16 protein-coding genes are annotated in these 22,182 nt (G+C 69.2%); 9 read left to right on the top strand and 7 right to left on the bottom strand.

Annotated elements, in window-relative coordinates:
- Positions 1 to 64 precede the first annotated feature (64 nt).
- The 4 genes from MRBLWH13_RS11920 to MRBLWH13_RS11935 form a co-directional block, all read right to left on the bottom strand.
- On the bottom strand, positions 65 to 1,651 hold the full coding sequence (locus tag MRBLWH13_RS11920; RefSeq protein ID WP_341955222.1) for an HNH endonuclease signature motif containing protein: 1,587 nt from the start codon (positions 1,649 to 1,651) through the stop codon (positions 65 to 67).
- A 319-nt stretch (positions 1,652 to 1,970) separates the two neighbouring features.
- A complete protein-coding gene (locus tag MRBLWH13_RS11925; protein WP_341955223.1) occupies positions 1,971 to 2,369 on the bottom strand; it encodes a GNAT family N-acetyltransferase in 399 nt (132 codons plus the stop codon).
- A gap of 120 nt (positions 2,370 to 2,489) precedes the next feature.
- A complete protein-coding gene (locus MRBLWH13_RS11930) occupies positions 2,490 to 3,356 on the bottom strand; it encodes an EamA family transporter (RefSeq protein WP_341955224.1) in 867 nt (288 codons plus the stop codon).
- Between the two features lie 276 nt (positions 3,357 to 3,632).
- On the bottom strand, positions 3,633 to 9,176 hold the full coding sequence (locus MRBLWH13_RS11935) for a hypothetical protein (protein ID WP_341955225.1): 5,544 nt from the start codon (positions 9,174 to 9,176) through the stop codon (positions 3,633 to 3,635).
- 239 nt (positions 9,177 to 9,415) lie between these two features.
- On the opposite strand from MRBLWH13_RS11935, the gene MRBLWH13_RS11940 reads away from it, so the two are divergent.
- The 3 genes from MRBLWH13_RS11940 to MRBLWH13_RS11950 are packed head-to-tail and all read left to right on the top strand — an operon-like array spanning position 9,416 to position 12,749.
- On the top strand, positions 9,416 to 10,699 hold the full coding sequence (locus tag MRBLWH13_RS11940; protein WP_341955226.1) for a M18 family aminopeptidase: 1,284 nt from the start codon (positions 9,416 to 9,418) through the stop codon (positions 10,697 to 10,699).
- A 35-nt stretch (positions 10,700 to 10,734) separates the two neighbouring features.
- A complete protein-coding gene (locus tag MRBLWH13_RS11945; protein ID WP_341955227.1) occupies positions 10,735 to 12,180 on the top strand; it encodes a cytosine permease in 1,446 nt (481 codons plus the stop codon).
- The gene (locus tag MRBLWH13_RS11950; RefSeq protein ID WP_341955228.1) at positions 12,177 to 12,749 is read left to right on the top strand and encodes an isochorismatase family protein; all 573 of its coding nucleotides are present in this window, start codon (positions 12,177 to 12,179) and stop codon (positions 12,747 to 12,749) included. Before MRBLWH13_RS11945 ends, MRBLWH13_RS11950 begins: the two co-directional genes overlap by 4 nt.
- On the opposite strand, the gene MRBLWH13_RS11955 is transcribed toward MRBLWH13_RS11950, so the two are convergent.
- A complete protein-coding gene (locus tag MRBLWH13_RS11955) occupies positions 12,746 to 13,456 on the bottom strand; it encodes an MBL fold metallo-hydrolase (protein ID WP_341955229.1) in 711 nt (236 codons plus the stop codon). The two genes, MRBLWH13_RS11950 and MRBLWH13_RS11955, sit on opposite strands and share 4 nt — an antisense overlap.
- Positions 13,457 to 13,537: 81 nt before the next feature.
- On the opposite strand from MRBLWH13_RS11955, the gene MRBLWH13_RS11960 reads away from it, so the two are divergent.
- Complete coding sequence (locus MRBLWH13_RS11960; protein ID WP_341955230.1) at positions 13,538 to 14,065, top strand: WHG domain-containing protein; 528 nt, start codon at positions 13,538 to 13,540, stop codon at positions 14,063 to 14,065.
- Positions 14,066 to 14,133: 68 nt separating this feature from the next.
- Positions 14,134 to 15,189, top strand: coding sequence for an alpha/beta hydrolase (locus tag MRBLWH13_RS11965; RefSeq protein WP_341955231.1), 1,056 nt, complete (start codon positions 14,134 to 14,136; stop codon positions 15,187 to 15,189).
- Positions 15,190 to 15,221: 32 nt separating this feature from the next.
- Here MRBLWH13_RS11965 and MRBLWH13_RS11970 read toward each other — a convergent pair whose 3' ends face one another.
- Together MRBLWH13_RS11970 and MRBLWH13_RS11975 are read right to left on the bottom strand one after the other, a co-directional pair.
- Positions 15,222 to 16,595: an aminotransferase class V-fold PLP-dependent enzyme gene (locus MRBLWH13_RS11970; protein WP_341955232.1), complete on the bottom strand. Its 1,374-nt coding sequence runs from the start codon at positions 16,593 to 16,595 to the stop codon at positions 15,222 to 15,224.
- A gap of 9 nt (positions 16,596 to 16,604) precedes the next feature.
- Positions 16,605 to 17,285: a TetR/AcrR family transcriptional regulator gene (locus tag MRBLWH13_RS11975; RefSeq protein WP_341955233.1), complete on the bottom strand. Its 681-nt coding sequence runs from the start codon at positions 17,283 to 17,285 to the stop codon at positions 16,605 to 16,607.
- Positions 17,286 to 17,377: 92 nt separating this feature from the next.
- On the opposite strand from MRBLWH13_RS11975, the gene MRBLWH13_RS11980 reads away from it, so the two are divergent.
- From MRBLWH13_RS11980 to MRBLWH13_RS11995, 4 genes are all read left to right on the top strand, one after another.
- On the top strand, positions 17,378 to 18,418 hold the full coding sequence (locus tag MRBLWH13_RS11980; protein WP_341955234.1) for an agmatine deiminase family protein: 1,041 nt from the start codon (positions 17,378 to 17,380) through the stop codon (positions 18,416 to 18,418).
- Positions 18,415 to 20,130 (top strand): amidase, encoded by a 1,716-nt coding sequence (locus MRBLWH13_RS11985; protein WP_341955235.1) that lies wholly within the window; start codon positions 18,415 to 18,417, stop codon positions 20,128 to 20,130. Before MRBLWH13_RS11980 ends, MRBLWH13_RS11985 begins: the two co-directional genes overlap by 4 nt.
- A 91-nt stretch (positions 20,131 to 20,221) precedes the next feature.
- Complete coding sequence (locus MRBLWH13_RS11990; protein WP_341955236.1) at positions 20,222 to 21,076, top strand: tryptophan 2,3-dioxygenase family protein; 855 nt, start codon at positions 20,222 to 20,224, stop codon at positions 21,074 to 21,076.
- Complete coding sequence (locus MRBLWH13_RS11995) at positions 21,076 to 22,182, top strand: hydrolase (protein ID WP_341955237.1); 1,107 nt, start codon at positions 21,076 to 21,078, stop codon at positions 22,180 to 22,182. Before MRBLWH13_RS11990 ends, MRBLWH13_RS11995 begins: the two co-directional genes overlap by 1 nt.

The following is a 22,182-nucleotide window of genomic DNA, read 5'->3' on the forward strand; positions in this document are numbered from 1 at the left end:
GAGTCGCTGAGTCGCTGAGTCGCTGACCTGATCGGGCGCGGCTTTCAGCCGGTGCGAGCGGATGTCAGCCGATGCGAGCGAGTATGGGTGATCCGTGGCGGATCCGCGGGAGGCTGAGCCTCGGGATGCGCCAGCGCTGGTCAGGGTCCCACCATCGCGGTCCCCGCACCTGCGGGAGGCCCTCGTCCATCCGGATCTCCCACCCCCAGGTGCCGAGGGATCGGTGATGCCACCAGCACAACGGCACACCGTTGTCCGTATGCGTCGGACCACCCCGCGCATGCTCGGTGACGTGGTGAATCTCACACCACGACGCCGGCACATGACAGCCGGGGATCAAGCATTCCTTGTCGCGGGCGATGATCGCTCGGCGTTGGTGCACGGTGAAGACCCGGTCGGTGGTGGTGATGCCGATGATCCTGCCCTCATCCATCAGCACCCGTTGGATGGTCCCGGCGCAGGCGACGTGCGCGGCGACCGAGACGGGCACGTGGGCACCGGATCCGGGGATCGTCGCCCAGCCGTTGTTGCCGCCCGCTCCGCCCGTTCCGGACGCAGCGTTCCCGAAGGCCGCACCGGCTGCGTGCGAGCCGTGAGCGGCGAGGTCTTTCGCGTCGACGGTCACGACGAGCACCGGTGACGACCCACCAAGGGTGGGCATGTCCCTGTGACGGGCCGCGATCGCGAACACCATCGCCAGAGCGTCGTGGCGTTTCTGCGACGCGGTGCGATCATCGAGCACGCACCGCGGATCCGAGTTGAACGGATCCGGATCCGCATCCGCGTCCGCATCGACACCCGCACCCCCACGGGCACCCGTGCCCGCACCCGCACCCGCACCCGCGTCGGCATCGTCGCCGTCGCCGTCGCCGTCGCTGGGGGCGAAGTGGACTCCGGGCATGGGCGGGCCGTCACCCTTGGGGTTGAGGATCGCGTCCATGATCAGCTGCAGTTGTGCCGCGACGTCCGGGGTCAGATATCCCCGGATCGCGTGCACACCGTCCTGGAGACGCCCGATCGTGATCCCTCGCCGACGGCGGGAGTCCTCATCTTTCGGTTCCTCCCCGTCCGGGTCGAACATCGACGCGAGATCCTCCGCAAGAGCCTTCAAATCCTGCGCCGTCGGCGCCGGACCCGGCGCGTCCCCCTCGACGCCCGTGTCGACCCCGTGCCCGCGCGCGCACCCCGCCAGCGCGACATCCGCCGCCAGGCGTTGATCCACGCTGAGACGATCCCACACCTTCTCGATCGGGCCCGTCGCCGCGAGGAACCCCGCCACCCCGACCACCCCGTCCAACAGCGCGAGCCGCAACTCCGACCACCGGGCCGGCATCCGCTCCCCCGCCAGACTCACCGGCCGTCGCACCAGATCGACGACCGTGTCGACCCGCGATGCACCCCGCACATCCACCCGCACCGTCCGCTGCAACAACTCATTCACACCCCGACACCCCACCGAGTGCGGAAAGTCACCCGCGTCTCCCGTCGCGATCGTCTCGACGATCACCGCCTCCGCACGCCGGAAGACAGCCCCGGCACCCTGCAACACGGTGACCCGATCCGCGTCCGACAGCCCGGCGAGCGCGTCGTCGGACAGCACCGTGTCGAGGTCGGCGATGACCCGATCCAGAAGCTTCACCGTGCTGTTCATACCACTGAGTCAACCCGCAACCACCGACATTCACGACCCGAAACCACCCCGAATTACCCCAGATCAGAGGCGTATTCCAATCTCCCAGAATGCCGCTGGTGAGGCGGGATCTGGGAGCGCCGGGACGACAGGAGACCGGCAGGCCTCACGGCTCCGAGCGCGTCGGCAAGACACGGATGGGAACGGGAGCGAGAGCGTCGGCACGATAGGAGGATGAAACCGAGCAAGACCCGCGGGCGGGTTCGGCAATCCCGATGGGCGGGTCCGACAGGGGCGGAACCGGTGAGCAGGACGGGAGTAGGCGGGCAGGGTCGAGAGCTCAGCCTCGCACCGACTCCGCCTTCAGGAACACGTCGACCGTATCCTCGCTCTCGAGCACGAAGCCGTGCCTCTCATACAACCGACGTGCCGGACTCCCCTGCAGCACGTTGAGGCGGAACGGCTGCCCAGCCGCACCACGCTCCATCAGGACGCGAGCGAGCACCGCAGAGCCCAGCCCACGCCCTTGCGAACCCGGCGCGAGGTAGAAGTGCTCGATCCACCCGGCATCGGGCTCGCCACGGACCGCGATGAGACCGACATCCTCTCCGTCCACGACGATCACGTGCGTGTTCTCCGGAGCGAACGCATCGAGGAACCGCTGGCGCACGCGCACGGGGTCGTACCGGCCCAGGCGCTCCAGATCGGGGCGCATGACGACCGCCCGCAGCTCCGCCATCCACGGAGCATCCGACGGACTGCTCGCTCGAAGACTCCACCCGACTGACACAGCATCCATACAATCACCCGATTCGCCTGCCGCACTCCACCTGCGTCCGACCCCGGGCGATGCGAGTCCCTACAGCGCGAGCAGCACGATCCCGGCGGCGACGACGGCGGAGGCGGCGATCCGCCACCCCGGCCTGCTCTCCTTCAGCGCGAAGACGCCGAACAGAGAGACCAGCACGACGCTGACCTCGCGCAGCGGGGCGACGAGGGCGACGGGCGCGATCTGGATGGCCGTGAGCACCAGGATGTATGACAGCGGCGACAGGATGCTGAACGCCACGATGCGTCGCCATTGCGTGCGGCCGAGCGTGCGGACGGCTTCCCACCGCCCGCGCACGCCGATCGAGTAGAACGGGATCTCGAGCAGCATCGTGCCGACCATGAACGCGACGGGCGACAGGTTCCAGGTGCGCACGGCGTTCGCATCCCAGATCGTGTAGACCGCGATCGCGACGCCGGTGAGGAGGCCGAACAGGAGCCCGGGGTCGACGACTCGTCGTGAGCGGGACGAGCGTCCGCGGTCGACGAGCCCGATCGCGACCACTCCGAGGATGATCGCAGCGACCCCGATGAGAGCGAGGGCGGACGGGCGCTCCCCGAGCAGCAGGACGGCGACGATGACCGACAGGAACGGCCCTGTGCCCCTCGCGGTCGCGTAGACGGTGGACAGGTTGCCCTCGCGGTATCCGCGCTGCAGGACCGCCATGTAGACCACATGGAGCACGGCGGACACCCCGACGCCCAGCAGGAAGCCACACAGGTCGTCGGTACCGAGCCCGCCGGTGAACGGGATGACCCCGATCCACACGACAGTGCCCCCGACGGCGCCCCACCACAGGAACGGCATGCCAGCCTTGCTCACCCCGTGCGCGATGACGTTCCACGCAGCGTGGGTGACCGCGGCGGCGAAGACGAGAGCGAAGGCGAGAGCGGACATGTGAGACCCTTCCGCCCGTCGCGAGGCGCGACGAACAGGGTCCTCCGGGCTTTTGTCCTGTCAGATGACGGCGCCCCTGCGGAGGGACACCGTGGCGCCGCTCGGACCAGACGGGACGAACCCCGGAACCCTAGGCGCTATCGGCACTCACGGTACCCGCCGATAGTGACCGGGAGGTGAACAGCGCACATGAACAGCACGCGAGCCCGCACGAGATGCCGGATGAGCGCTGAGGCGCCCGATACGGGATCCGTGCCGGGCGCCTCACTTCGACTCTCAGCTCGTCGGGGCTGCGTTCTCCCGGCGACGCACGCGGGAGAACAGCAGCACGAGCGCACCGATCGCGAGCAGCGCGAGCGCCCAGCCCAACCCGGTGATGACGCCGCCGGTCGTCGCGAGGACGTCGAGATCGACCGTCGTGGTCGCGGCGGCCGAGACGATGATCGTGCCCGCGGCACCGCTCACCGTCGCGACGTTCACGACCCGACCGTTCGCGACATCGCCCGTCGTCAGCGTGTAGCCGATCGGGCCGCAGGCGGCGGTGTCACCCGGTGCGAGGTCGGGCACGTCGCACGCGAGCACCCCTCCGAGCTTCGGGTCGTCGATCGCGATGGCCGTCAGCGTGCGCGCTCCGGTGTTCGTCACGGTGAAGCGGAACTGCACCGTGTCGCCGGCATCCACCTTGCCGTTGCCGTTCACGTCGGCGTACTCGCCTCCGGTCTTCGCGAGCGCGATCGCCGGCTGCGCCTCGAGAGGCGTGATCACGGTGTCATCCACGGTCGGCGGCACCGTGCCGGTTCCTGTTCCCGTCGCCGTGGCGGTGTTGACGATCTGCCCCGCGTCGATCTCGGCCTGGGTGATCACTGCGGCAGGGCCCGTGCACAGTGCCGATTCGCCGGGGGCGAGGTCGGTCGGGTCGCAGACGACGACGCCGTCCAGGCGCGGGTCAGACACCGAGACGCCGGAGAGCGTCGTCGTTCCCGTGTTGGTGACGGTGAACGTGTAGGCGATGGTGTCGCCGGCATCCGTCCGTCCGTTGCCGTTCGCGTCGACGACGGCCGCAGCCGACTTCAGCAGCGTGAGCGCATCGGTGCCGACCACGGTCACATCCGCGTCATCCGTGCCCTCGGCACTGCCGGCGACCGACTGACCGGTCACCGTCGCGGTGTTGCGCACGATGCCGGCGTCGATGTCAGCCTGCGTGAGCACGTACTCGACGGGTCCGCAGTCGACGTCGTCCGCCGGAACGAGTGCGAGACCGTCGAGCGCGGGGCAGTCCACGACGCCGCCGAGCAGCGCATCATCGAGGACGATGTCGGTCAGGACGGTCGTGCCGGTGTTGCTGATCCGGAACGAGTAGGCGATCGTGTCGCCGGCCCCGATCATGCCGTCGTCGTTCGCGTCGACCGGCTCGCCAGGAGTCTTCGTCAGCGAGATGCCGGGAGTGCCCGCGAACAGGACCTCTGCGGACGCCTCGTCACTCACGGCGCCCAGCGGTCCGGTGCCGGTCGCGGTGGCCGTGTTCGGACGGCTGCCGCGCTCGATGTCCGCCTGCGTGAGCGTGTAGGTGAACGGCCCGCAGTCGCTGGAGGCGCCGACGCCGAGCACGTCGATCGTGCACAGCACTCCGGCTCCGAGCAGCGGATCGGTGATCTCCACGTCGCTCAGGGTCGTGTTGCCCGTGTTGCTCGTCGTGAAGGTGTACTGGACCGTGTCACCGGCGCCGATGAACCCGTCGCCGTTCGCGTCCTGCACCAGACCGACGTTCTTCTGCAGGTCGATGCCGGCGGTCTGATCGATGTCGGCGGAGGCGGATGCCGTGTCCGACACCGTTCCGACCGGGGCATCGGCCGTGACCGATGCGGTGTTGCGCACGATCCCCGCATCGATGTCGTCCTGAGTCAGCGTGTAGTCGACCGGCGCGCAGGTCACGGATGCTCCCGGAGCCAGCGAAGCCCCCGCGAGCGCCGCGCACACGACCGGTCCGCCCAGCATCGGGTCGGTGATCTGCGCGTTCGTCAGGGTCGTGGTGCCGGTGTTCGTGACGGTGAACGTGTAGGCGATGGTGTCGCCGGACGTCACCTGCGCACCGCCGTCGACATCGATCACCGTGCTCGGCGACTTCGTCAGCACGATGCTGTTCACTGCGGGAACAGTCACATCGGCCTCCGCGCCGTCGGTCGCCACACCCAGAGCGGACTGAGCGGTGACGGACGCCTCGTTGTGCACGGTGCCCTCATCGATGTCCTGCTGCGTGAGCACGTAGACCACCGGCGCGCAGGTCACCGAGGCACCCGGTGCGAGAGGTGCGCCGAATGCCGCACAGGCCACCGCTCCTCCGAGCAGCGGATCGGTGATCGCCGCACTCGTGAGCGTGACGGTGCCGGTGTTGCGCACCGTGAACGTGTAGGCGACGGTGTCGCCGACGTCTGTGCGTCCGTTCCCGTTCGCGTCGACCGGGGCGCCTGCCGTCTTCACGAGCTCGACCTGCGGGGTGCCCGACACGGGGACCTCGACCGTCGAGGTGTTGTCCGACGGATCGGGGTCGGGCGTCGTCGACGTCACGGTCGCGGTGTTCGACAGCGTCGCGCTCGTGATCGCCGGATCGACCGTGCCGCTGACCGTCGCGGTGAAGGTGGCGCCGACGGCGAGGGTGCCGACCGCGCAGTCGAGCTGCGCCCCGGTGATCGCGCAGCCGGCGGTGGACGTCGTCGGGTTCAGCAGACCGGCCGGCAGGGAGTCCGAGATCGCGACCGCGGAAGCCGGGCTGGGTCCGCTGTTCGTCACGACGATCGTGTACGTGATCGGCCCGTTCACCGGTGCCGGGTTCGCCGAGCTCGTCTTGACGATCGACAGGTCGGCAGACGGCGTCACGACGACCGTCGAGGTGCCTGTGTTGTCGGAGGGATCGGGATCGGGCGTCGGCGAGGTCGCCGTCGCGTTGTTGGTCAGCGTGCCGACCACGGTCGCGGTGGCCGTCACGGTCAGAGTCGCCGATTCTCCGGGGAGCAGAGTGCCGACGGTCCACTGGTGGTCGGCGGGCGACCAGGCGCCCGCGCTCGGCGTGGCCGAGGTGACCTCGAGCCCGGCCGGCGCGACCTCGGTCACGACGATGCCTGCCGCGGCGGACGGCCCGTCGTTGCGCACCGTGATCACGAAGCTCGCCACTCCTCCGAGCGGGATGCTCGGAGTCGACGTCGTCTTCACGACGCTGACGTCTGCGCTCGGGGTGAGCGCGACGTCGACGCCGGAGGTGTTGTTCGCCGGGACCGGGTCGGGGGTCGCCGAGGTGGTGGTGGCCGTGTTGCGGATCGTGCCGGAAGCGGTCGCCGCCCACGTGCCGGCGATGTTCACCGTGGTGGACGCGCCGGGTGCGAGGTCGCCCACGGCGCAGTTCACCGTGCCGCCCCCGATGGTGCACCCCGGACTGATCGACTCGACGGTGAAACCTGCAGGGAGCGTGTCGGTGATCGTCACCGCACGCGCGACGGACGGGCCGTTGTTCGCGACCTCGATCGAGTACGAGAAACCGCTGCCCGGCGTGCCTGTGGCCGGCGCGGTCTTCGCGATGCTGAGGTCGGCGCTCTGCACGATCTCGACCTCTGCGGAGGCGGAGTTGTTCGTGGTGTCGACGTCTTCTGCCGGCGATGCGACAGAGGCGGTGTTGATGGTGCTGCCCGCCGGGGCGTCGGCCGCGACCACGGTCGACACGACGACGATGGCGGTGGCCTGATCGGCGAGGTCCGCCCAGGTGCAGCGAACCGTGGTGTCGGTGAACGAGCAGTCGGCCCCGGCCGGGGTAGCGACCCCCGTCACGGTGAAGCCGGAAGGCACGGTGTCCTCGAGCACCGCGTTGACGGCATCCGAGTCGCCGTTGTTGGTCACAGTGATCGTGAAGTCGACCGCACCTCCGGCTGCGACCTGCGTCACCGACGGTGTCTTCGTCACCGCGAGATCGGCGATGATGTCGGGCTGGAAGCTGGTGGAGTCGACGTTGTTCGTCGGGTCGGAGTCGGGGGTGCTGCTCGTGACGCTCGCCGAGTTCTGCACGACAGCGGCAGCAGGGCTGATCGAGACGACGATCGTCGTGTTGACCGCGGCGCCCGGCGCGAGTGTGCCGATGCTGCACTCGACGACGCCGAGATCGACGGCGCACTCGCCCTGATCCGACACGACGCTCACGAAGGTGGTCTCGGGGTCGAGCGGATCTGTGAGCCGCACGTCACGGGCCTCTGAGGGGCCGTCATTGCGGGTGGTGAGCGTGTAGGTGACGTTCTGCCCTGCGACGGGAACCGCCGGAGCGAAGGTCTTGGTCACCGAGACATCGCTGATCGCGGTCAGGGTGCCCGACGCGGTCGCGGTGTTGTTGCCGGGGTCGACGTCGAATCGCGACCCCGACACCGACGCGGTGTTCGTGAGTGCTGCTCCCGGCTCGAACGAGGGCGAGACCGTGCCGGTCACACTGATCGTCGCGCTGGCCCCGACCGCGAGGTCGGGTAGGGAACAGGTGATCGTGCCGCCGACGGTGCAGGATCCGCCGCTCGGTGTGGCCTGGACAGCCGTGAAGCCGGCAGGGACGGCATCCGTCACCGTGACCCCCGTGCCGGTCTGGGGTCCGTTGTTCGTGACCCCTATCGTGAAGGTCGCAGGCTGCCCGGCGACCAGCGGACTCGTGGCGAGCGTCTTGGTGATCGCGAGGTCCGCCGCCTGGTTCACCGGCGTCAGTGCCTCCTGCGTGGTCGATGTGCGGTCGATGTTCGTGACCGGCTCGCGGAAGGCGACCCGCGCCTCGTTGACGATCGTGGTGCCCGCGGCCTCTGTCCTGACCTTGGCGTCGAACGTGTACGACGTGACCGCGTCGACAGCGATCGAGCCACCGGCCGTGGCGGTTCCGCCGTCGCCGAGGCGCACTCGCAGCGTGCGGGTGCCGCCCGTGTACTCGCCCCGGTCATCGCCCGTGGCGTCGGTGAGAGCACCGGCCCCTGGGCCGCTCACGATGCGGATCGAGCCGGGCACGAAGTCGATGCCGGCGGGCAGGACGTCGGTCGAGACCGACTGGAGAGCGGGGTTCCCGCCGTCGTTGCGGGTGGTGACGGTGTAGCGGAGAGTGTCGCCGATCTCGGCCGTGCTGCCGCCGCGCGTGAGGTTCGCGACCGACTTCGTCGAGATGAGGCAGGGCCCGGTGCCGAACGCGATGTCGTCGAGCAGGTTGCCGACGGACGCGTTGCCGGTCGCGCTGCTGACCGCCTGGAATCCGAAGCGCGTCGTGGTCTGCCCGGCAGGCACGGTGTACGAGCCCGTGTGCGTGCCCCATGCGGCGGTGCCGTCGGTGAGCGAGCCGCTCACGTTGGCGAGGGTGCTCCCCGGCACGCCGATCACGACACGCATCGTGTCGTTGCCCTCGCGGCCGCGGTGCTTGAGCGACCAGTACAGCGTCTGCCCTGGCGTCGTGGCGACGTCCTGGTAGAGCGTGCTCGCCTGGGTGGCGTTGAGTTCGGCGAACTGCGACCCCTGACCCGCCGGGTAGTTTCGGGGGTTGCCGGGAGAGCGCCACAGCTCGATCTGGTTGTCGGTCGCGGTCGTGAACCAGCCGGGGACGAGTGCCTCGTCGGCGATGATCACACCCGACGCGATAACGGGCTGCTCGAAGCTGCCGTTGTCGAGTGACAGCGACCCCGCGCACTGCGTGGGGTTCTGAGCTGCCGACGCCGACGTGGGCGCCACGGTGTCTGTGACCACCGTGAGTCCGACCGCGATCAGAAGTGCTGCCGTCGCGCCGGCGATGGCGCGACGAATGGACGAGTGAGCGTGTGCAGACACAGCTTTCCCCTGTTTTCTCCCCCGAGGTCTCCCCGCATCGTTCCGAACGACACACCTCGCGTCTCGACCCTAGCCGCGGGGGCCGCTTGGATTCAGTCCCGTATCGAACGCCGATATCGGATCGATACCGGTATACCGGTCATATCGGCTGGAGGAGCGGCTGCCCGCGACGAGCCGGCCGCGATCGACCACCGACCGAGCCGATTACGATCGAAGGATCCCCTTCAGGAAGGTCGCTCATGCCCGTCACCCCGGATGCACTCGCCCACGCCGAGGACCTCGCCGACTTCGTCGCCGCCTCTCCCTCGAGCTACCACGCCGCTGCGGAGGTGGCCAGGCGCCTGCAGGATGCCGGATTCACTCCTCTGTCCGAAGAGGACGCGTGGGACGTCATGCCCGGCGGACGCTACATGGTCGTGCGCGACGGTGCCGCCATCGCGTGGACCATTCCGGCGGACGCGACGGCCGTCACGCCCACGCACGTGCTCGGCGCCCACACCGACTCCCCCGGGTTCAAGCTCAAGCCGCAGCCCACAACAGGGTCGAAGGGCTGGCTGCAGGCTGCCGTCGAGGTCTATGGAGGGCCGCTGCTGACCTCCTGGCTCGACCGCGAGCTGCGCCTCGCCGGCCGCCTGGCCCTCGCCGACGGGCGCGTGGTGCTCGCCGGCACAGGAGCGCTGCTGCGCCTCCCCCAGCTCGCGATCCATCTCGACCGCGACGCGAACACGAGCCTGGCGCTCGACAAGCAGTTCCAGACGCAGCCCGTCTGGGGTCTCGGCGACCCGACCCAGGAGGACGTCCTGGCGGAGCTCGCGGGCTCGGCCGGAGTCTCGGCATCCGACATCCGCGGCTACGACGTCGTGATCGCCGACACCGCTCGCGGCGCGGTGTTCGGCAAGGACGATGCCTTCTTCGCCTCCGGTCGACTCGACGACCTCGCCTCGGTGCATGCAGGAGTCGTGGCGCTCGAGGCTCTCGGCACTCCCTCGACCGGCCCCATCGCCGTCCTCGCCGCCTTCGATCACGAGGAGCTCGGCTCCCACTCGCGTTCCGGCGCGGCAGGCCCCTTCCTCGAAGACATCCTCGGACGCGTGTACGACGCGCTCGGCGCCGACGCCTCCGAGCGCCGTCGCGCCTTCTCCTCGTCGTGGTGCCTGTCGAGCGACGTGGGCCACTCGGTGCACCCGAACTACGCGCACAAGCACGACCCCGTGGTGCAGCCGGTGCTCGGCTCCGGTCCGATCCTCAAGCTCAACGCCAACCAGCGCTACGCGACGGATGCCGTCGGCTCTGCCGCCTGGCGCCGGTGGTGCGAAAGTGCTGACGTCACGACGCAGGAGTTCGTATCGAACAACACCGTGCCCTGCGGCTCGACGATCGGCCCGATCACGGCGACGCGCCTCGGCATCCGCACCGTCGATGTCGGCATCCCGATCCTGTCGATGCACTCGGCGCGCGAACTCGCCGGCGTATCGGACCTGCACGACCTCACTCGTGTCGCGGGAGCATTCTTCGCCGGCTGAGCCCCGCGGGGCATCCGCAGTGCCAGGATGATGGAATGACGGACATCAAGCCTGCTCTCATCGAGCGCGCGGGCATCGAGATCATCCCCGAATCCGACCGCACGGCGAAGCCGAGCGACCTGTTCTGGCCGTGGTTCGCAGCCAACGTGTCGGTGTTCGGCATGTCTTACGGATCGTTCGTGCTCGGCTTCGGGATCTCGTTCTGGCAGGCGACCATCGTGTCGGTCATCGGCATCGTCGTGTCGTTCCTGTTGTGCGGACTGATCGCGATCGCGGGCAAGCGCGGTTCGGCGCCCACCATGGTGCTCTCCCGCGCCGCCTTCGGCGTGCAGGGGCAGAAGGTTCCCGGCATCGTCTCGTGGCTGACGTCCATCGGCTGGGAGACGTTCCTCGCGATCATGGCCGTGCTCGCCACGGCCACCGTCATCACCCAGCTCGGCGGCGACGGCGACAGCCTCGCGCTGAAGATCACAGCGACCGTCATCGTCGCCGCCCTCATCGTCGCAGCCTCCGTGCTGGGCTATCACACCATCATGAAGCTCCAGTCGGTGCTCACCTGGGTCACCGGCGCCGTGACGATCCTCTACATCGTCCTCGCCGCCCCGAGCATCGACATCGCCGCTGTCATGGCCCGACCAGACGGCGGCATCGGACAGGTCATCGGCGCGCTCGTCATGGTGATGACCGGATTCGGCCTCGGCTGGATCAACATCGCCGCCGACTGGTCGCGCTATCAGAAGCGCACGGCATCCGATGGGGCGATCGTCGCCTGGAACACGATCGGCGGCTCCGTCGCTCCGGTGATCCTCGTGGTCTTCGGTCTGCTGCTCGCCGGTTCCGACGACGAGCTCAGCGCCGCGATCGCGGCCGACCCGATCGGCGCCCTCGCCACGCTTCTGCCTCTTTGGGTGCTCGTGCCGTTCCTGCTCACGGCCGTGCTCGCGCTGGTCTCGGGTGCCGTGCTGGGCATCTACTCCTCGGGCCTCACGCTGCTGAGCCTCGGCATCCGCATCCCGCGCCCGTCCGCCGCGGCGATCGACGGCGTGATCCTCACCCTCGGCACGATCTACGTGGTGTTCTTCGCCACCGACTTCCTCGGCCCGTTCCAGAGCTTCCTCATCACGCTCGGCGTGCCGCTGGCATCCTGGGCGGGCATCCTGATCGCCGACATCCTCCGACGCAAGAAGGACTACGACGATGAGGCCCTGTTCGACAGCCGCGGACGCTACGGCGCCTGGGACTGGACCTCGATCGGCACCATGGTGGTCGCGAGCGTCATCGGCTGGGGCTTCGTGCTCAACGGCTTCGCCGACGCCGCCCCATGGAACAACTGGCAGGGATACCTGCTCGGCCTCGTCGGCGGAGTCGACGGCGACTGGGCCTACGCGAATCTCGGGGTCTTCTTCGCGCTGGTGCTGTCGTTCGTCGTGACGTGGTTCGCCCGCGCCGGAAAGATCCGTCGCCAGGAGCAGACCGCGTGACCGGCGGCGCCACCGCGTCGACCGAGGATTCCTGGCTGATCGTGATCGACCCGCAGGCGATCTTCGCGTCGCCCGACTCGGCGTGGGGATCGCCGTTCTTCGCCGACGTGATCCCCCGCATCCGCGAGCTCGCCGGAGCCTTCGGCGACCGCGTGATCGTGACACGCTGGATGCCGACCGCCGACCGCTCGACCTCGTGGGGCGCGTACTTCGCCGCCTGGCCGTTCGCAGACCAGCCCTCCGGCGATCCGCTGTTCGACCTGGTTCCCGACGCGGTCGGCCTGTCGCCGCATCCGACGCTCGATCTGCCGACGTTCGGCAAGTGGGGCTCCGCGATCGAAGAGATCGTCGGCCGCGGCGCGCACGTCGTGCTGGCGGGAGTCTCGACGGACTGCTGCGTGATCTCGACCGCCCTCGCCGCAGCGGATGCCGGGGCGCACGTCACGATCGCCGCAGACGCCTGCGCCGGCTCGACGGCCGAGAACCACGCCGCCGCGATGCAGGTGATGGGGCTGTATCCGCCCCAGATCATGGTCAGCAATACGGAGACGGTGCTGACGGAGCGCTAGCCCGCAGTGCGCACGGCCGCCGCGATGTCGGCGGGTGACCCCCGCCACGGTGCTCCGTGTCCGGGAAGCACCCAGGATGCCGAGACGGCGGCCAGCCGGTCGAGAGATGCGTCGGCCTCCTCCGGCTCGTCCGTGAAAGGCGCGGGCTGCGGACCCACGCGCCCCGTCAGAACGTGGCGCGTGGTCAGCGCGTCTCCGACGAAGACGGCGTCCGCCCCGGGGATGTGCACCGCGATGCTGCCGGGCGAGTGACCAGGCATGCCGATGACGACCGGGGATCCGGGAAGGTCGAGCACCTGACCGTCGGCGACGGTCACGACCTCCGACACGTGCCGTGTGCGCAGCGCGTTCTTGCGCACGCCGTAGGCGAAGAACCCGAGCATCGGACCGATGCGCGCGGGCCCCATCGGGGTCTTCGGCTTCTCACCCGTGCGCACCCGATGCGCATCGGCGCTGTGGATGAAGACGGGCACGCCCGCCTCACTGCGCAATCGCTCGGCGAAGCCGATGTGGTCTCCGTCGCCGTGGGTGAGCACCAGACCGCGGATGTCGGAGAGCGGGCGACCGAGCTCGGTCAGCTTTCGCCGCAGGTCGTTCCAGTGACCGGGCAGCCCCGCGTCGACGAGTGTGATCCCCTCGGGCAGGTCGACCAGATAGGAGGCGACGACGTCGTTTCCGAGTCGATGCAGGTGCGGTGCGAGCTTCATGGTCGTCCCTTTCGAGCTGGTCTATGATGGCTACATTACGTAGCTATCATAGCTATTGTCAATAGCCATGAAGGAGCCCCGATGCCGACCCCCGAACGAACCTCGCTGGCGGCGATCGTCGACGCCGGCCGCGACATCCTCGAGACCGCCGGCCCCACCGGACTCACCATGCAGGCCGTCGCCGAGCGCGTCGGAGTGCGGGCACCTTCTCTCTACAAACGGATCCGCGATCGCGACGCCCTGCTGACGGCGGTCGCCGAGGCCTCAGCTGATGCGCTGACGAGCCGACTCGAGACCGCGGGCGACGAGCTCCCCCTCCTCGCCGCCGCCTACCGCTCCTTCGCGCACGAGCACCCCGAGGCGTTCCGTCTGCTGTTCACGGCGTCCGCCCCCGATGACGCCCTCCACCGGACCTCCGCTCCGGTGCTGCGCTCCTGCGCCGACCTCGTGGGGCCGGAGCGTGCGCTCGACGCCGCTCGCCTGTTCACCGCCTGGGCGACAGGGTTCCTGCAGATGGAGCTCGCCGGCATGTTCCGTCTCGGCGGCGACGTCGACGAGGCGTTCGACTATGCGATGGATCGCATCATCGCCGGGCTCACGGCCGCCTGACCGCGCGCGCCCGAGCGGATGCCTGCCTACCGGAATACTGCCAAGATGATGCGCGGAGAGGGGTTTCCATGACCACGAGCGCACACGAAGACGAGTCCGACCGCCCGCAGAGGGCGCGACGCCCGTGGCACCGCGCAAAGGTAGCGGTGGGGCTGGTCCTCCTCGTCACCGCGGTGGTCGCGATCATCGGGTCGCTCACCCCGTGGCCCTCCGCGATGCTCATCCGCTCGGTGTTCACGAAGGGCGGCGACGAGACCGCCGCCGAGATGGAGAAGCACGTCCCCGACACGGCGCTCACCGAGCAGCTCGACGTCGCCTATGCCGACGGCGGCGTCGACACCACGATGGACGTCTTCACACCGGCATCCGCCACCGGGCCGCTGCCGACGGTCGTCTGGATCCACGGCGGCGCGTGGATCTCGGGGTCGAAGGAGAACGTCGATCCGTACATGCGCATCCTCGCGTCCGAGGGATACACGACCATCGCGGTCAACTACACGATCGGCCCGGAGGGCAAGTATCCGCTCGCGGTGCACCAGCTCAACGACGCGCTCGCCTACATCGACGAGCATGCCGAGGAGTTGAACGTCGACCCGAGCCAGATCGTTCTCGCCGGAGACTCGGCCGGTGGCCAGCTCGCCAGCCAGATGGCGACGCTCATGACGAGCCCCGACTACGCCGAGATCCTCGGCATCACCCCCGCGCTGACGAAGGACCAGGTGGTGGCGACCGTGCTCAACTGCGGCGTCTACGACCTCGCCGCCCTCGCAGCTCTCGACGGCGTGGTCGGCTGGGGACTCAAGACGTCGATGTGGGCGTATGCGGGAACCAAGACCTGGGCGGAGGACTCGACGGGCTCCACGATGTCGACGATCGACTGGGTCACGGAGGACTTCCCGACGACCTACATCTCGGGCGGTAACGGCGACGGACTCACCTGGCTGCAGTCGATTCCCCTGGCTAAGCGCCTCGACGACCTCGGGGTGGACGTCACGACGCTGTTCTGGCCCGCCCCGCACACGCCCGCGCTGCCGCACGAGTATCAGTTCCACCTCGACATGCCCGACGCGCAGACAGCCCTGCAGAAGACGATCGACTTCCTGAACGCGCACACCACGCGCTGATCTGCCCGGCCTTTCCTGACCAGGGCCGGCTGCTACTTCATGGTGTCGAGGATGCCGACGAGGTCGTCGAAGGTCGTCAGCGGGTTGAGGATCGCGAACCGCGTGTTGGGGCGACCGCGATGCGAGCTCGGCACGACGAACGCCCGCTGCGAGTCGAGCAGCTCGTCGGACCACCGGTCGTAGTCCTCGCGCTCCCACCCCTCACGCTCGAAGACCACCACCGAGAGCTGCGGGTCGCGCACGAGTCGCAGCTCGGGGCGGTCGGCGATCTCGGCGGCGATCTTCTTCGTGAGAGTGAGCGTCGCGCTCACGGCCTCGCGATAGGCGGTCACGCCGTAGGTCGCGAGGGAGAACCAGAGCGGCAGCCCGCGGGGGCGACGCGTCAGCTGGATCGAGTAGTCCGACGGGCTGAAGTCGCCCGCGTCGGTGAGGGTGTCGAGGTACTCGGCATGTTGTGTGTGCGCACGACGGCCCGCATCGGGGTCGCGGTAGATCAGCGCGCAGCAGTCGAACGGCGCGAAGAGCCACTTGTGCGGATCGACGATGACCGAGTCGGCGCGCTCCACTCCCGCGAAGATGCCGCGAGCCTCGGGAGCGAGCATCGCGGTGAGACCGTATGCGCCGTCGATGTGCAGCCAGAAGTCGAACTCGTCTTTGAGTGCGGCGATGCCGGCGATGTCATCGACGATTCCGAAGTTCGTGGAGCCGCCCGTCGCCACGACAGCGCAGATCTCATCGCCGTGCTCGCTCAGCGCCTCGCGTACGGCATCGGCCCTCAGCACGCCGTCGTCGCCCGCGGGCACGAGCAGCACATCGGCGTCCATGACCTTCGCCGCCGACTTGTTCGAGGAGTGCGCCTCGACGCTGCACAGGATCTTCCACCGGCGAGGCAGTTCTCTGCCCGCCTCGACGAGTTTCGCCTTCGCCGCCTCGCGAGCGGCGACCAGCGCCGACAGGTTGCCGATCGTGCCGCCCTGCACGAACACTCCCCCTGCCGTGTCGGGGAGGCCGAACTCGGAGGCGAGGAACGAGAGCACCTCGTTCTCGGCGTGGACGGCGCCGGCGCCTTCGAGCCAGCTTCCGCCGTAGAGCCCGGACGCCGAGACCACGAGGTCGAACGCGATCGATGCGATCGTCGGCGCGGTGGGGATGAACGAGAGATACGACGGGTGACTCGTCGTCAGACACGCAGGGGCGAGGATGTGCTCGAACACGCTCAGGGCGCGCTGCGAGCCGAGCCCTGCATCCGTGATCGTCGTTCCCACCAGCCTGTTGAGCTCGGCCGGAGTCTGCGGCTTGTCGAGCGGCACGTCGGCCGCGAGCATCCGTCGTCGCGAGTAGTCGAGCACGGCGTCGACGATCGCCGTCGATTCGGCCGAGGCCGCGTGCATGCGTTCTGCTCCCATGAGCTGTCCTTAATCGTGGTTCTCTGCGAGTGGTGTCGCTGCGAGCGGTGTCGTCTCGAGCGAATGGGGGATCGCCGGCGCCTCGACCGGCACGTCGAGCACCGCCGAGAGGGTGCGGCGGGCGAGGTCGGCCCGGTCGCGTGGCGCCCAGTGCACCAGCGAGTGCGCGCTCATGCCGTCGACCATGGCCAGCAGCATCCATGCCGACGAGCCGGCGTCCACGCTCAGCACCGGGTCCTCGGCGATGGCGCGGGCGATGAGGTCTTCGAGAGCGCTGTGCCAGAGGTCCATCTCGGCCCGCACCCGCGCGCCGAGAGCCTCGTTGCGCGCTCCGAGCGCCCAGGACTGCACCCAGACCATGGCGACGTCGTCGCGTGAGTCGTCGAGCAGCGTCTCGATGAGTCGCAGCAGGTTCGTGCGCAGGTCGACGGCGTGGTCGTATGCGGCGATGACCTCGTCACGCTCGGCCGACACGATCGCGGTGAACACCTCGGCGACGAACGACTCCATCACGGGCCGGTAGTGCGCGACGAGGGCGGGCGTCACACCTACTCGCGCGGCGACGGCACGCACCGTCAAGGCCTCGAGTCCGCTCTCGGAGGCCAGCGCGACGGCACCGTCGAGGATCGAGCGCTCACGCTCCTCGGGCGGCAGCCGGCGAGGTGCGGCAGCTCTTGACGTCGTCTTCATCACGGGCTACCGTATCACCCGTTGGACACCTGTTCAATAGCGATCACGACTCCTCATCCGCGAGGGCGAGATCAGCAGCGAGGGAGACAATCATGGCCTGGCACATGCCCGCCGAGACCGCACCGCACGACCGCACCTGGATGGCGTTCCCCGCCGAGGGGCCGACCCTGGGTGAGACCGCCTCCGAGCGCGAAGAGGGCTATGCCACCTGGACGGCCGTCGCCCACGCGGTGGCGGAGTTCGAGCCGGTCACGATGATCGTCGACCCCGCCGAGCTCTCCCGCGCGCGGCGGATGCTGGGCGGTGGCATCGACATCGTCGAGGCGCCCGTCGATGAATTCTGGATGCGCGACTCCGGCCCCACTTTCGTGGTCGACGACCACCGCCCCGGCGTTCTCGGCGCCGTCGACTGGATCTTCAACGGCTGGGGCGCCCCCGCATGGGCACAGTGGCAGAAGGCGGCGCAGCATGCGCGCATCATCGCCGGTGCGGTCGGCGCAGAGCTCGTGAGCTCGACGCTCGTCAACGAGGGCGGCGGCATCCATGTCGACGGCGAGGGCACCGTGCTGCTCACCGACACCGTGCAGCTCGATCCACGGCGCAATCCGTTCGCCGACAGGCAGCGCGTCGAGGCCGAGATGGCCCGCACGATCGGCGCGACGAAGGCCGTCTGGCTGCCCCGAGGACTCACGCGCGACTACGACGACTTCGGCACGAACGGGCACGTCGACATCGTGGCCACCCTCGTCTCGCCCGGCCGACTTCTGCTGCACGATCAGCAGAACTCCGACCATCCCGACCACGCCGTGACGCGCGAGCTGCGCGCGCACCTCGGGCAGCAGACGGATGCCGCCGGCCGCCGTTTCGAGATCATCGACCTGCCGGCCCCGGCCACCCTGCGTGACGACGAGGGCTTCGTCGACTGGAGCTACGTCAACCACCTGGTCACGAACGACGGCGTCGTCGCCTGCGGCTTCGGCGATGAGCAGGCCGACGCCACGGCGAGAGAGATCCTCTCCGATGCGTATCCGGGTCGCCGTGTCGTCACGGTCGACGCCCGCCCGCTGTTCGACCGCGGCGGCGGCATCCACTGCATCACCCAGCAGCAGCCGAGCGTGGCGGTGCACTCATGATCGACGTCGTCGAAGCCTCCATCGCCGACCTGCGGCGAGCGCTCGAGACGGGGGCGGCCACCGCCGTCGAACTCGTCGACGCATACCTCGCCCGCATCGCGGCCTACGACGGCCCCGACACCGAGACGGCGTTGAACGCGGTCGTCGTCGCAAACCCCGATGCGCGCGCCGAGGCCGAGGCCTCGGATGACCGCCGTGCACGCGGCGAGGCACTCGGCCCGCTCGACGGCGTCCCGTACACGGCGAAGGACAGCTACCTGGTGCGCGGGCTCACGGCCGCCGCCGGCAGCCCCGCATTCGCCGACCTCATCGCGCAGCGCGACGCGTTCACGATCGAGCGCCTGCGTGCGGGCGGCGCGATCTGCCTCGGGCTGACGAACATGCCCCCGATGGCCAACGGCGGCATGCAGCGCGGTGTCTACGGCCGCGCCGAGAGTCCGTACAGCGCCCAGTTCCTCACCGCGCCCTTCGCGTCCGGATCGTCGAACGGCTCGGGCACTGCCACCGCGGCGAGCTTCGCGGCATTCGGCCTGGGCGAAGAGACGTGGTCGAGCGGTCGTGGTCCTGCGACCAATAACGCCCTCTGCGCCTACACACCCTCGCGCGGCGTGATCTCGACCCGCGGCAACTGGCCGCTCGTGCCGACCATGGACGTCGTCGTGCCGCACGCCCGCACGATGGCCGACCTGCTCGAGGTGCTCGACGTGATCGTCGCCGACGACGCCGAGGTGCGCGGCGACTTCTGGCGCGCGCAGCCGTGGGTGACGCTGCCGGTGTCGTCCGAGGTGCGCCCCGCGTCCTACGCCGCCCTGGCCGACGACGCGGGAACAGCTCTCCGAGGAGCGCGCATCGGCATCCCCCGCATGTACATCAACGCCGATCCGGATGCCGGCACGGCTGACGATCCCGGAATCGGCGGGCCGACCGGGCAGCGCATCGAGACCCGCGCCTCGGTGATCGCTCGGTGGCAAGCTGCGCGCCGCGACCTCGAGGCCGCCGGTGCGACGGTGGTCGAGGTCGACTTCCCCGTGGTCTCGAACTACGAGGGCGACCGACCCGGTGCACCCACCATCGCGACGCGCGGACTCGTGTCTCCCGAGTACCTGAAGCGCGAGATCGTCGATCTGTCGGCGTGGGGCTGGGAGGACTTCCTGCAGGCGAACGGCGACCCGCGGCGGCACACGCTCGCCGACGTCGACGGAGCGTCGATCTTCCCGCATCCCGAAGGAGCACTCCCCGACCGCTACACGGGCTTCGACGACGACATCGCCGAGTATCCGGGCTGGGTGCGCGACAACCCGGGAGTCGGATTCGAGGACATGCCCGAGCTCCCCGACGGACTGCGCGGACTCGAAGAGACCCGTCGCATCGACCTCGAGGAATGGATGGACGAGCATGGACTCGATGCCGTCGTCTTCCCTGCCGTCGCTGACGTCGGGCCCGCCGACATGGACGTGAACGAGGCGTCCGCCGATCTCGGCTGGCGCAACGGCACCTGGATCGCCAACGGCAACCTGACCGTGCGTCACCTCGGCATCCCGACCGTCACGGTGCCGATGGGCCTCATGGCCGACATCGGCATGCCGATAGGCCTGACGTTCGCCGGCCGCGCCTACGACGACTCCGCGCTGCTGCGCCTCGCCGCGGCATTCGAGGCGATCGGTGCGCCCGGCGAGCGTCGCACCGCGCCGCTGCGTACCCCGAGGCTGTGACGCAGCGATTCGCCCCCCAAACATTTCACTATTGTGACGCTCGCCACGATTGTTATATGTTTAACCTGTCCGTCATGACAGGAAGCGACCCATGAGCACCGAGAACAACGAGCGCGAGCTCGAGGCCGGCATCGTCACCGATCTGTCCGGCCGCATGACCTACGGATCGTACCTGTCGCTCGACCAGCTGCTCACCGCGCAGAATCCGGTGAGCGTTCCCGAGCACCACGATGAGCTGCTGTTCATCATCCAGCATCAGACCACCGAGCTCTGGCTCAAGCAGCTGCTGCACGAGCTGTCGTCCGCGCGCGAGCTGCTCGCGAGCGACGACCTGCGCGAAGCGCTGAAGCGCGTCGCGCGCGTCAAGCGCATCCAGGACGTCATGACCCAGCAGTGGTCGATCCTCGCGACCCTGACCCCCACCGAGTACGCCCAGTTCCGAGGCGCGCTCGGCAACTCCTCGGGCTTCCAGTCGGTGCAGTACCGTGCCGTCGAGTTCGCACTCGGCAACAAGAACGAGAAGATGCTGAGCGTCTTCAGCGATCATCCCGCCAACCTCGCGCTGCTCACCGCCGAGTGGCACAAGCCCACGCTCTACGACGAGTTCCTGCGCTACGCGTCTCGCCGCGGCCTGCCGGTCCCGGCCGAGATCCTCGATCGGGACGTGCGCCTCCCTTACCGCGAAACTCCCGAGCTCGTGCCTGCGATCCGCGAGATCTACCAGAATCACCAGCAGCACTGGGACCTCTATGAAGCCTGCGAAGACCTCGTCGACCTCGAGGACAACTTCCAGTTCTGGCGCTTCCGCCATCTGAAGACCGTCGCCCGCACGATCGGCATGAAGGTCGGCACCGGCGGCTCGAGCGGAGTCGGTTTCCTGCAGCGCGCGCTCGACCTGACGTTCTTCCCCGAGCTGTACACCGTGCGCACCGAGATCGGCGGCTGATGCACGCGGCGACCTTCTTCGACGGCGAAGGATGGCGCGACGGCATCCTCGAGCTCGTCGACGGACGGATGCTGCTGAGAAACGCGACACCCGCGCACGATCTGCCGCGCCTTGACGGCGTGATCGTCGGCGGGTTCACCGACCACCACGTGCACCTGCAGCTGGTCGACCACGCCCTGCTGCACAGCTCGACGCTCGCTCGCGTCGTCGATCTGGGCGCGAATCCGGCCGTCGTCGCCGCGCTCTCGGCGAAGATGCGCGCGGCCGAGAACACGTGCGCGAACTCGAGCGGGGCCAGAGAGACATCCGCGGATCCCTGCGGGGCCAATGAAGCATCCGAATCGACGTTCTCCGGTGCGTTTTTGGCCCCGCACGGCAGGAGGGGCCCGCACGAGACTCCGCACCGGGCCGCGCACCCCGTCGCCGTAGAGTTCGCCGGCGCGTTCCTCACCCCCGTCGGCGGCTACCCGAGCGACCGCGACTGGGCACCCGCAGGCTCCTTCCGTGAGGTCGCCGACACCGCGGCGGCCGGCGCGGCCGTCGCCGAGATGGCGAATGCCGGAGCATCCTGCATCAAGGTCGCCAGCAACGCCGATGCCGGGCCCGTCTTCACCGACGACCTGTGCCGCGCGATCCTCGATGCCGCCTCCGCCCGCGGGCTCCCCGTCGTCGTCCACGCCCAGGGCAGCGGAGAAGCCCAGCGCGTCGCGCGCCTCGGTGCCGCTCGCCTGGCACATGCCCCGTTCACCGAACGCCTCGACGACGCCGAGATCGCGGTGCATGCGGCATCCGTCGCCTGGGTCTCGACCATCGCGATCCACGATGGCGACGCACTCGCCACGGCTGTCGACAACGTCCTGCGCTTCCATGCGGCGGGCGGCACCGTGCTCTACGGCACCGACATGGGCAACGGCCCGACGCCCGTCGGCCTGAACGCGAACGAGCTCGCCGCTCTCCGAGACGCAGGGATCACCGGCGCACCCCTGCTCCGCACCCTCGCGCCGCAGGACCCGCGCGATCCCGCATCCGTCCTCCTCCGGCTCCCCGGCACCGACGCCGAGCCGACACTCGCCCGCCCGCTGACCAGCGCTGATCTGAAGGCCTGA

The organism is Microbacterium sp. LWH13-1.2, from assembly GCF_038397735.1.
In the GTDB taxonomy this organism is placed as follows: domain Bacteria; phylum Actinomycetota; class Actinomycetes; order Actinomycetales; family Microbacteriaceae; genus Microbacterium.

What these genes read in the sequence shown, in the direction of transcription:
- MRBLWH13_RS11960 (WP_341955230.1), top strand. Translation starts at nt 13,538, where the DNA reads ATGCCGACCCCCGAACGAACCTCGCTGGCGGCGATCGTCGACGCCGGC.
- MRBLWH13_RS11940 (WP_341955226.1), top strand. Translation starts at nt 9,416, where the DNA reads ATGCCCGTCACCCCGGATGCACTCGCCCACGCCGAGGACCTCGCCGAC.
- MRBLWH13_RS11955 (WP_341955229.1), bottom strand. Translation starts at nt 13,456, where the DNA reads ATGAAGCTCGCACCGCACCTGCATCGACTCGGAAACGACGTCGTCGCC.
- MRBLWH13_RS11975 (WP_341955233.1), bottom strand. Translation starts at nt 17,285, where the DNA reads ATGAAGACGACGTCAAGAGCTGCCGCACCTCGCCGGCTGCCGCCCGAG.
- MRBLWH13_RS11980 (WP_341955234.1), top strand. Translation starts at nt 17,378, where the DNA reads ATGGCCTGGCACATGCCCGCCGAGACCGCACCGCACGACCGCACCTGG.
- MRBLWH13_RS11970 (WP_341955232.1), bottom strand. Translation starts at nt 16,595, where the DNA reads ATGGGAGCAGAACGCATGCACGCGGCCTCGGCCGAATCGACGGCGATC.
- MRBLWH13_RS11995 (WP_341955237.1), top strand. Translation starts at nt 21,076, where the DNA reads ATGCACGCGGCGACCTTCTTCGACGGCGAAGGATGGCGCGACGGCATC.
- MRBLWH13_RS11985 (WP_341955235.1), top strand. Translation starts at nt 18,415, where the DNA reads ATGATCGACGTCGTCGAAGCCTCCATCGCCGACCTGCGGCGAGCGCTC.
- MRBLWH13_RS11965 (WP_341955231.1), top strand. Translation starts at nt 14,134, where the DNA reads ATGACCACGAGCGCACACGAAGACGAGTCCGACCGCCCGCAGAGGGCG.
- MRBLWH13_RS11925 (WP_341955223.1), bottom strand. Translation starts at nt 2,369, where the DNA reads ATGGCGGAGCTGCGGGCGGTCGTCATGCGCCCCGATCTGGAGCGCCTG.
- MRBLWH13_RS11945 (WP_341955227.1), top strand. Translation starts at nt 10,735, where the DNA reads ATGACGGACATCAAGCCTGCTCTCATCGAGCGCGCGGGCATCGAGATC.
- MRBLWH13_RS11920 (WP_341955222.1), bottom strand. Translation starts at nt 1,651, where the DNA reads ATGAACAGCACGGTGAAGCTTCTGGATCGGGTCATCGCCGACCTCGAC.
- MRBLWH13_RS11990 (WP_341955236.1), top strand. Translation starts at nt 20,222, where the DNA reads ATGAGCACCGAGAACAACGAGCGCGAGCTCGAGGCCGGCATCGTCACC.
- MRBLWH13_RS11930 (WP_341955224.1), bottom strand. Translation starts at nt 3,356, where the DNA reads ATGTCCGCTCTCGCCTTCGCTCTCGTCTTCGCCGCCGCGGTCACCCAC.